Origin of the sequence: Dethiosulfovibrio peptidovorans (genome assembly GCA_002748665.1) — a bacterium.
In the GTDB taxonomy this organism is placed as follows: Bacteria; Synergistota; Synergistia; order Synergistales; family Dethiosulfovibrionaceae; genus Dethiosulfovibrio; species Dethiosulfovibrio peptidovorans_A.
The window spans coordinates 87286-96578 of the sequence record PDTB01000022.1 but is presented as its reverse complement, the minus strand read 5'-3'; the positions used below and the strand labels follow the sequence as shown (position 1 = coordinate 96578).

7 protein-coding genes are annotated in these 9293 nt (G+C 53.3%); all 7 read right to left on the bottom strand.

Features of this window, described 5'->3' with window-relative positions; genetic code table 11:
- Positions 1–841, bottom strand: an 841-nt coding sequence (locus CSA35_06680) for a peptide ABC transporter permease (GenBank protein PIE54392.1), incomplete at its 3' end; no start/stop codon positions are given.
- Positions 842–853: 12 nt separating this feature from the next.
- Positions 854–1786 (bottom strand): peptide ABC transporter permease, encoded by a 933-nt coding sequence (locus CSA35_06675; GenBank protein ID PIE54391.1) that lies wholly within the window; start codon positions 1784–1786, stop codon positions 854–856.
- Between the two features lie 79 nt (positions 1787–1865).
- The gene (locus CSA35_06670; protein PIE54390.1) at positions 1866–3407 is read right to left on the bottom strand and encodes a glutathione ABC transporter substrate-binding protein; all 1542 of its coding nucleotides are present in this window, start codon (positions 3405–3407) and stop codon (positions 1866–1868) included.
- 93 nt (positions 3408–3500) lie between these two features.
- Positions 3501–4649: an amidohydrolase gene (locus CSA35_06665; GenBank protein PIE54389.1), complete on the bottom strand. Its 1149-nt coding sequence runs from the start codon at positions 4647–4649 to the stop codon at positions 3501–3503.
- 383 nt (positions 4650–5032) lie between these two features.
- Positions 5033–5917, bottom strand: a complete 885-nt coding sequence (locus CSA35_06660; protein ID PIE54388.1) for a diguanylate cyclase response regulator — start codon at positions 5915–5917, stop codon at positions 5033–5035.
- A complete protein-coding gene (locus CSA35_06655) occupies positions 5914–8016 on the bottom strand; it encodes a hypothetical protein (GenBank protein PIE54387.1) in 2103 nt (700 codons plus the stop codon). Before CSA35_06655 ends, CSA35_06660 begins: the two co-directional genes overlap by 4 nt.
- 9 nt (positions 8017–8025) lie before the next feature.
- Positions 8026–9273, bottom strand: coding sequence for a phosphohydrolase (locus CSA35_06650; protein PIE54386.1), 1248 nt, complete (start codon positions 9271–9273; stop codon positions 8026–8028).
- Between the last annotated feature and the right edge of the window lie 20 nt (positions 9274–9293).

Below are 9293 nucleotides of genomic sequence, written 5' to 3'. Positions count from 1 at the left end.
GATCCAGGGCGTCCCGAAGGCCGTCTCCCAGAAAATTCAGCGCCAGAATGGTGATCATGATGGCAAGGCCGGGGAACATCGTCATGTAAGCATAGTCCCGGATATATTCTCGCCCCCCCGAGAGCATGGCCCCCCATTCGGGAATGGGCGGCTGAATGCCAAGGCCGATGAAGCTGAGCCCCGCAGCTGTCAGGATAGCGAAGGCAACACCCAGGGTTCCCTGAACGATGATCGGTGCCATGCAGTTGGGCAGAATATGCCGAAAGATGATCTTGAGGTCTTTAGCTCCCACGGATTTAGCGGCCTCGATAAATTCCTGCTCCCGGATGGAGAGAACGGAAGCTCGAACAAGCCGTGCGTATTGGGGCACGGACGAGATACCAACGGCAATCATGAGGTTAAAGAGCCCCGGCCCCAGCGACGCAGCCACGGAAATAGCGAGAAGCAGCTGAGGGACGGAGAAGAGAATGTCCATAAATCTCATGATGAGGTTGTCAATGCGACCGCCATAGTAGCCAGCCAGGGCCCCCAGAAATCCACCGACGAGGATGGAGAAACTGACGGCCACAAATCCCACCTGAAGGGATATCCGACTACCGTAGATGATTCGGCTGAAGATATCCCGGCCGAACTCGTCGGTGCCGAACCAGTGCTCCATCGACGGCCCCTGAAAGGCCGCCATGAGATCCTGTTCCTCGTAGGTGTATGGGGCGATCACTCCCGCAAAGATAGCTGTGCAGATGAGGACGATGACGACGAAGAGCCCCACCATGGCGAGTCTGTTCTTCTTGAGGCGGCGGAACACTTCCAGCCAGGGATTTTTCTTTTTCGGTTCGCTCATGCCGATCCCCCCTCAGGAAACGTACTGAGCTTTGATCCGCGGATCAAGCCAGGCATAGATGAGATCCACCATAAGGTTGACTATGCAGAAAGCCACGGCTATGAAGAGAACGCCACCCTGCACGACGGGGAAATCCCGCATTTTGATGGATTCGACCATGAGCCGCCCGACTCCAGGAATGGAGAAGATAAGCTCCGTGAGGACAGCCCCGCCCAGGAGGATACCAAACTGGATGCCGCTGATCGTGATGACGGGGATAAGAGCGTTTCCCAGGGCATGTTTCCATATGACGATTCTCTCTTTTTGACCTTTCGCTCGAACCGTTCGGATGTAGTCCTGGCGGATAACCTCCAGCATGCTGGAACGAGTCATCCTTGTGATGATGGCCACGGACTGAGCACCGAGGGTGATGGACGGCAAAATTATGGTCGAGAGTGAGTCAAATCCCGACGGAGGTACCCAGCCCAGCCGGACGGAGAAGAGAAGGATGAGCAGGATTCCCAGCCAGAAGACGGGCATGGAGATACCGATCATGGCGAAGATGGTGACGAGGTTGTCGAAGAGAGAATACTGTCTGATGGCCGAGACTATGCCGCAGGGGATGCCCACGATCATAGCTATGATCATCGCCAGGGCCGAGAGTTTGAGGGTGACAGGAAAGGCGGCCATGATCTCCTGCACGACAGGACGCTTGGTGATGTAGGAGCGGCCGATGTCACCATGGACGACGGCCTTATACACATAGCGGCCAAATTGCACAAAGAAGGGATCGTTCAGCCCCATTTCGCTGCGTAATTTGTCAACGGCCTCCTGAGGCGCCTGATCCCCCAGAACCATCCGGGCAGGATCGCCCGGGGTGATAAAGAGCATGGAAAAGACGATGAACGTCACGCCGATAAGGACAGGAATCAGCATGAGAACCCGCCTGAAAATGTATGTAAACATGTTGCCCCTCCCAATGCCATAAGGAAAGCAGGAGCACAAATCCGTGCTCCTGCGTCGTTGTGTACGGGTGTTCTATATATTACTGTCCATCGAAGGTGATGTTATACAGGGGGTGAAAACCGAAAGGACTGGGGACAAAACCTTTGACGTAGGCCTGAGTACCCACAACGACCTCATCGTTCAACAGGAAGACCCAGGGTCCCCTTTCCCTGAGGATGTCCTGTATCCGATAGTATACATCCCGACGCTCGTCGCCGTCCTGCATGACCCGGCCCCTGTCCAGGAGCTTGTCGACCTCGTCATCGCCGAAGAAGGTGAAGTTGTTGTTGCCCTTCATGGACGAATGGAAGGGAGCGTAGACAGCCATGTCGGGGTCGGGGGTCTGGCAGGTCCAGCCGACGATGAACATATCCTGTTTTTTCTGGGTCAGGCCTTCAAGATAGGCGCCCCACTCCAGAACCTTGATCTCGACATCTATACCGATCTTCTTCAGCTGGTTCTGAGCGATGGTGGCAAGGTCAATACGAACCTTTTTGTCGTTGGTCCAGATGGAGGTCTTGAATCCGTCAGGATAGCCAGCCTCGGCCAAAAGCTTTTTGGCTTTTTTCACATCGTACGGGATGGGCTTGAGGGCTTTGTTGGCGTATTTGACGTTGGGTGCGATGGGGCCAACGGCAGGCGCTCCAACACCGCGTTTAACAGCTTTGATCATCTGAGGCACCGGCAGGGCCATGGTGATGGCCTGACGGACGCGAACGTCGTCAAATGGTTTTTTTTCACAGTTGAAGCCCAGGTAGTTGGTCGAGTTGTCGAGCGTCCTGATGAGCTTGAGGGCTTTGTTCGACTTCACACGGCTGATGTCGTTCGTGGTGATGCCGTAAGCGATATCGACGTTGCCGCTCTCAAGCTCGATGGTGCGGTTGGTGCCCTCGGGGATGGCCCGGATAATCAGGTTTTTGAAGGCGGGCTTTGGGCCAAAGTAGCCGTCGAAGCGCTCCATGACGATCCTGTCACCACGGTTCCACTTGGCAAGCTTGAAGGGACCGGTTCCCACGGGATTCATACCGTAGTTGTCCCCGGCTTCGGTAACGGCTTTTTCGTTGAGGATGGCACCGCCACCCATGTGGGTCATGGAGGGTAGGAAAGCCGAGAAGGGGAACTTCGTCTTGAGCTCGACGGTGTAGTCGTCAAGAGCAACGATGCTGTCAGGATCAATAGCTCCGACGATGTGCTTGATTGCACCGCTTTCAGGAGCCACTGCTCTCTTGAGGGTGAAGACAACGTCAGAAGCTTTAAGCTCCTCACCGTTGTGGAATTTGACGCCCTTCTTGAGGGTGAAGCGATAGGTAGTGTCATCTACCTTCTCCACTTTTTCAGCCAAATCACCGACGACCTCATTTTTATCGTTCAGCTTGACCAGGCAGTTATAGATGTGCAACATTGCACCCGACGAAGCGACATCGTTCGTTGCGTGAGGATCCAGGGTTTTTGCGTCGTAGATGTTCGCCACGACAAGAGTATCAGGATCGGCCTTCTCTCTTGCAAATGCGGGAACCGCCACAAGGGCCAAAGCACACAGGACCGCTACAAACCTGAGCTTTCGAACGTTCATCGTATTCATTCCTCCTCATATATTATAAGATACGTTTTTATTACGACTCTGTAGCTTAAATAATTTACTCGAATACGCCTGTCCCGTCAATACGACCGAGGCTCAAAGTTGGGGTTGCCCGTCGACGAAGACCTGCTCTGGAGCGTTGCGAATGTCGAAGGGATCGCCGGGCCATATGACGAGGTCGGCGTCTTTGCCGGGCTCGATGGATCCCATGCGCTCCTCCACCTCCAGGTGACGGGCAGCGTTTATCGTCAGGGCCTCCAACGCCGCCTGATGAGGCAATCCGGCTCTGATGGCCAGGGCAGCAGCCACCGGTAAGTTCTCGATAGGGATTACAGGATGGTCAGTGATGATGCAGAAAGATATTCCCGCATTATGAAGGGCTATGAGGGTCTCCCAACCCTTGTTTTTGACCTCCACTTTGGTCTTACTGGTCGCTGTCGGCCCCACAGCAGCATGAACCTTTCGATCTGCCAGGTAGTCGACGATGAACTGGCCTTCTGTACAGTGTTCCAGGGTGTAGCGCACGTCAAATTCCTCGCAGATCCGTATGGCTGTGCAGATATCGTCGGCTCGATGGCTGTGGATTCGCATGGGGACGGTTTTATCCAGGACAGGCAGGAAGTGCTCCATACCTTGATTGAGAGCAAAGTATTCCCCCTTTTTCTCCGCCTCCTCTTTTTTTGCCCTGTAGTCTCTAGCATCCTGTAGAGCTTTTCTCATACAGGCAGCGTTGCCCATTCTGGTTGAAGGGAAACGCCCCTTCCCTCCCTGCCAGGTAATGGGATTTTCCCCCAATGCGGCTTTCATCCCCGAATGAGCCCGAAGTATCATACGATCGATAACGTTACCAACGGGTTTGACGATGGTTCCGATTCCCCCGATGATGTTGGCACTCCCAGGAAGAATTTGCATGCAGGTAACCCCAGCTGACAGAGCTTTTTGAAAACCTTCATCCGCAGGGTTGATGCCGTCAAGAGCTCGAACATCGGGCGTGATCGGCGAGGTATCCTCGTTGACGGCGTTCATTGCCCCGGGAATACCTTCCTCGCAGATGCCTATGTGTACGTGGGCATCGATAAAACCTGGCGTCACGATCTTTCCATATCCATTCACCACGGAAGCCCCCTGGGGGACAGCCCCTCCAGCCTCCACCGACAGAATCTTCCCCTCCTTGAACACGACCGTTCCATCGTCCACAACGCCATGAGACACAGTCCACACTTGAGCGTGTATCACTGCTTTCATACAAGCTCCCCTCCTTCAGAAAGATAGATCTGACACGACCAATTGTACCAGCAAGTACTTGATTTTCTCTGGGAAAAGGAACACCATACTCTTATTCTGACTTTTTAGCATAGTCAGACAAAGCGTGCCTCTCCGACTAAAAAGAGAGGGGGCGATCCCTCTGGCCCCCTCCTCTTTCTCTAACGAACAGAATACGATTTTATTGTTACGACTACGGCGAATTTCGCTTCTCTAGGTCAACCATGTGCTGCCTTGAAAACTGAAAGGTCTCCGCCCACCCCTGCAAGAGGGCCATTTCAGGGACGACAAAAAAATCGGAGGTGACGCTAAGGCCTTTCACATCGTCTCCTGTGCGATCTTTTTTCGACTACGCTCAATGGACTTCATCGACTAACCCGGTTTCGGCCTGATTCTTTGGCTCGATAGAGGGCCTGATCGGCCTGACGAACGAGTGTGTCCATAGTCATTCCTCCTTGATAGAGGGCAACGCCCGCTGATATAGTGACGGGGATAGCCGTATCATCGTTAAGTTTAATGGGCGTCTCCTCGACCAACAACCTGACCCGCTCCACAGTTCGGATTCCGTCTTCCATCCCATCCCCCGGCAGAATGAGCAGGAACTCCTCTCCGCCGTATCGCCCAACGATGTCGTATGGCCTCAGGGCTTTTCTCAGCCTTCGGGCAACAGAACAGAGGACCTGATCTCCCACCATGTGTCCGTATGTATCGTTGACTTTTTTGAAGAAATCGAGATCGACCATCGACACGATCAAGCCTCCACCATCACGGTCAGCTCGGGCCATCTCGGCATTCAGCCTGTCAAACAGGGCATATCGATTGGGTAACTTCGTAAGCTGGTCGTGATTCGCCGAGAAGGCCAACCGTTCTTGGAGCTCCAGGATTCTTTTACCTACGGAGAGACGCATTCGCAGTTCCTGAGGGTCGAAGGGTTTGACAATGTAGTCGTCTGCTCCAGCCTCCAGTCCCCGAATAACGTCTCCTCTGGCGTTTTGGACCGTAAGGAGCAGAATATATTGATAGGTTCCCTGCTTTTTGTTCCGTTCACGAACCCGTCGACAGATGTCGGTTCCCTGCAATCCCGGCATCAGCCAGTCGAGCACGGCTAAAGCGGGAGCCCCCTCTTCGGAGAGGATGCGCCAAGCTTCATCGCCGTCAGAGACAACGACCGTCTCGTACCCCCATTTTTTGAAAGACGATTCCAACAAGACCCGGGTTGTCCTGTCATCCTCGGCAATAAGGATCCTCACCAGATCGCCTCCTTGTCTAATCGAGCCCGAAACCGAGCTATTTCGTCGGGCAATACCCGATCTACCACGTCCCGAATTCGATGCCATTTTTCATCTTCCCTCTCGGAGGCCTTTTGGAGTCGATACCCCACGACGCTTAATCCTAAAGCTCCAACGCTCACCGAGGCTCCTTTCAGAGCATGTGCATGAAGAGCCAGGGCGCTTTTATCTTGATCGTACAGAGCTTTTTGAATCTTCTTTGTCATGGATGGAAGATCCTCAACGAAGACATCCAGAACCATCTGGGCCAATGCCTCGTCCCCCTCAGAGCGTTCAAGAAGACCCCGTGTATCAAGGACATATCGCTCAGGAGCCGGCGGCAGCTTTTCTCTGGGAGAGAAGCGATTCAGCATGTTTTTTATGTCGTCGGAGCGAACGGGTTTTGCGAGATACCCATCCATACCGGCATCGAGATACCGCTCCCTGTCTCCTTTCATAACGTTGGCCGTCAAGGCGATGATAGGGATAGTTTGATCCCGAACAGGACTACCCTTTGAACGAATGATATCCGTAAGCTCCAGCCCGTCCATTCCAGGCATCTGTATGTCCATGAGCACGACGTCAAAACTCTCTTGTGACAGAGCAATTAAAGCATCTCGTCCCGATTCGGCCATGGTCACCCTGTGTCCAAGCTTCTTCAGAAGAGCTCCTGCCACAACTCGATTGGTGGCGTTGTCCTCAACCAAGAGAATGGATAAAGGGGACCCTGCCTGCTGTTCAACTATTTCACCCTGTGACGGTGGGGCACAGGGAACCATCAAGACGGAGAAGGAGAAGATCGCTCCCTCACCCAAGGCGCTGTATACTTCGATCTCTCCTCCCATGGCTCGAACGATTTGCTGAGAGATGGCAAGTCCCAGACCGGTTCCGCCATACCGTCGACTGGTCGAGCTATCGACCTGGCTGAAAGCCTGAAAAAGCTTGCTTTGCCCCTCTGAAGCTATACCTATTCCTGAGTCGGAGACAGCGAAACGAAGCCTACAGGGCTCATCTGGATGACAGTTCCCCTCGACAGTTAATGAAATATATCCCTGATCGGTAAACTTAACAGCATTGCCCAAAAGGTTCCCTAAAACCTGACGAAGCCTTATTGAATCTCCAAGAACCCATTGTGGGAGAGCTTGAGAGTACGTAATGTTAAAATCAAGTGATTTTGCCCGTGCGGTCTCCCTATACGAATCTTCCAGAGCTTTCAACAGATCCCTCAAGTTAAATGGTATTCGTTCCAGCTCCATATGCCCCGCCTCAATTTTGGAGAGATCCAGAAGGTCGTTAATAAGACTGAGAAGGGCTTGGCCCTCTTCCGACACGACATCCATAGCTCGGTCCAGAGCCTGGCGATCTTCGCCCCTCGCAACCGAGACGATACCAAGGATGGCATTCAGGGGGGTTCGTATTTCGTGACTGACGTTGGCTAAAAAACGATTTTTGGCCTCGTTGGCCAAGGCAAGGGCTTTCTCCGATTCCTCAAGCCGTTCAATTTTGGCCCGAAGTTCGTCGTTCAGGTCGTTGATGACCCGATAGAGCCTGCTATTTTTTAATATTCCAGCAGTCGATCCTAAAACCACTGTGAGAAAGGCCAGAGAGATGTCCATGATGGCCGAGGGGTCTTCGTCCAAACGTGCAGCCATGATCCCCAGAGGTTCGTCGTGAGCCATGAGAGCGTGAAGCAAAAGCCCTTCTCTCCGTTCGCCGGTGACCATCACCGGCTTGTTTCGACTCAACGCCCAGGCAACGGTACCATCCTCTATAAGGGCCTGACGTTCCGGCTCAAAGCTTTCCAAGAAATCCGGAGGAGCATGCCATTGGCAGGTAAAGTCCAATCCGTCCTCCGAGAGAAGGTAAAACGCCAGCCCTTTCAAGGAGATAAGGGTTCGAACACGCTGAGCTGTCCGTTCCAAGACATCTGCAGGATTTCCCGTTTCTCCCAAAAATGCGGGCAAACTCAGGGCCTCAACGGCGTTGTCCAATATCCATCGTGCCCGCTCCCGTTCTGTAGTGAGCAGAGAGAGGCGCTCTTCCAACTCTTGAAGGCGAACCTCTAATTCATCAAATTTCATCAAAACCTCTTATTTTATCAAAAAGATACGGAGGACCTCTTGGATCTGACGCTCCGCTTGGCCAAATACCGATCGGAGTGCCTCGCTGTGAAGCCCTGTGAGCTCCCAGCGATGATCATCCAGAGGTGGAAGGAAGAACGCACCGCTGGTGCCCACTTTCATGGCATTGGCTATCCAGTCCGCCAGCCAGATCAAGGATGCAGCCTCTGGGTACTCGGCCCGCTCAGGCTCGTGATGCCACGATGCCAGTCCCAGTATAGGTTCCGGGATTTTCCAGGCACTCAAAAGCCGATGGGTGACAACGGCGTGGTCGAAACCTAAGAGTCGACGTTCAACTTCCAGAAGGGGCAAGCGAAGGTAGCGGGAAAGTCCCAATGCATGAGCCATCCACCGAGGTTCTTGAATATAGAGAACAGCCCGACCGATATCATGAAGCAAGCCGGCCAGAAAGTATTGTTCGTCCCGACGGATTTTTTTCTGAACGGCCAGGATTCGAGCGAGTACCCCACAGGCAACCGCATGTTTCCAGAAAGATTTCATGTCAGCATATTCTGAGGGGATCTCGGTAAAGACGTTCATTGTCGAAACCGCCAAGGCTAAAGACGAAAGCTCTCGTACTCCAACAATGGCGATTGCTCTTGGGATGGAACGAATAGGCGTCGGAAAGGCGTAAAAGGCGCTATTGACAAGTCGCAGAAGTCGAAGACTGAGATTTGGGTCAGTACTCACCACTCGGGCGATAGAAGCAGCCGAGCTCACCGGTGACTGAACAACTTCCCGGATTTTGAAATGGATGTCCGATAAGGACGCCAGAGGAATCTCTTCAGAGACCAATTCGGAGAGACGAGGACGTTCGGTCGGGAGATCAGAGCGAAACGGTATTGTTTCCGGGCGACGATCATCGGCCATCTCCTCGATCATCTCGTTTTCCCCTTTATCGATCAGCCTGGCGCATCTACGCCGACAGAGATCAAAGAGCTCGGAGGTGGGGCCTTCATCAGAAAGCGAGGGGAAGAAGCTTCGAAGAAGCAGGTCACTTTGGTCCATGGTCTCCTGAACGGCTTGCTCCCGTCGACGAATGTCCTCCTGGTCCACACCCTCCACGTCTGCAAAGGAAATCCCCCAGACTTTCATCATGGAGATATGCTTTCCCGTCAAGGAAACGCCCTTACTGAGGATCAATCGACCGGAAGGTGTCATCAGATTATCAGCCAAGATCATGCCCTCGGCCAGATGGGAGGTGCTGACCAATCCCATAGCGTCCTCCTTTTTCAAAA

Coding starts and splice junctions, on each gene's coding strand:
- CSA35_06670 (PIE54390.1), bottom strand. CDS start 3,407: ATGAATACGATGAACGTTCGAAAGCTCAGGTTTGTAGCGGTCCTGTGT.
- CSA35_06665 (PIE54389.1), bottom strand. CDS start 4,649: ATGAAAGCAGTGATACACGCTCAAGTGTGGACTGTGTCTCATGGCGTT.
- CSA35_06675 (PIE54391.1), bottom strand. CDS start 1,786: ATGTTTACATACATTTTCAGGCGGGTTCTCATGCTGATTCCTGTCCTT.
- CSA35_06650 (PIE54386.1), bottom strand. CDS start 9,273: ATGGGATTGGTCAGCACCTCCCATCTGGCCGAGGGCATGATCTTGGCT.
- CSA35_06655 (PIE54387.1), bottom strand. CDS start 8,016: ATGAAATTTGATGAATTAGAGGTTCGCCTTCAAGAGTTGGAAGAGCGC.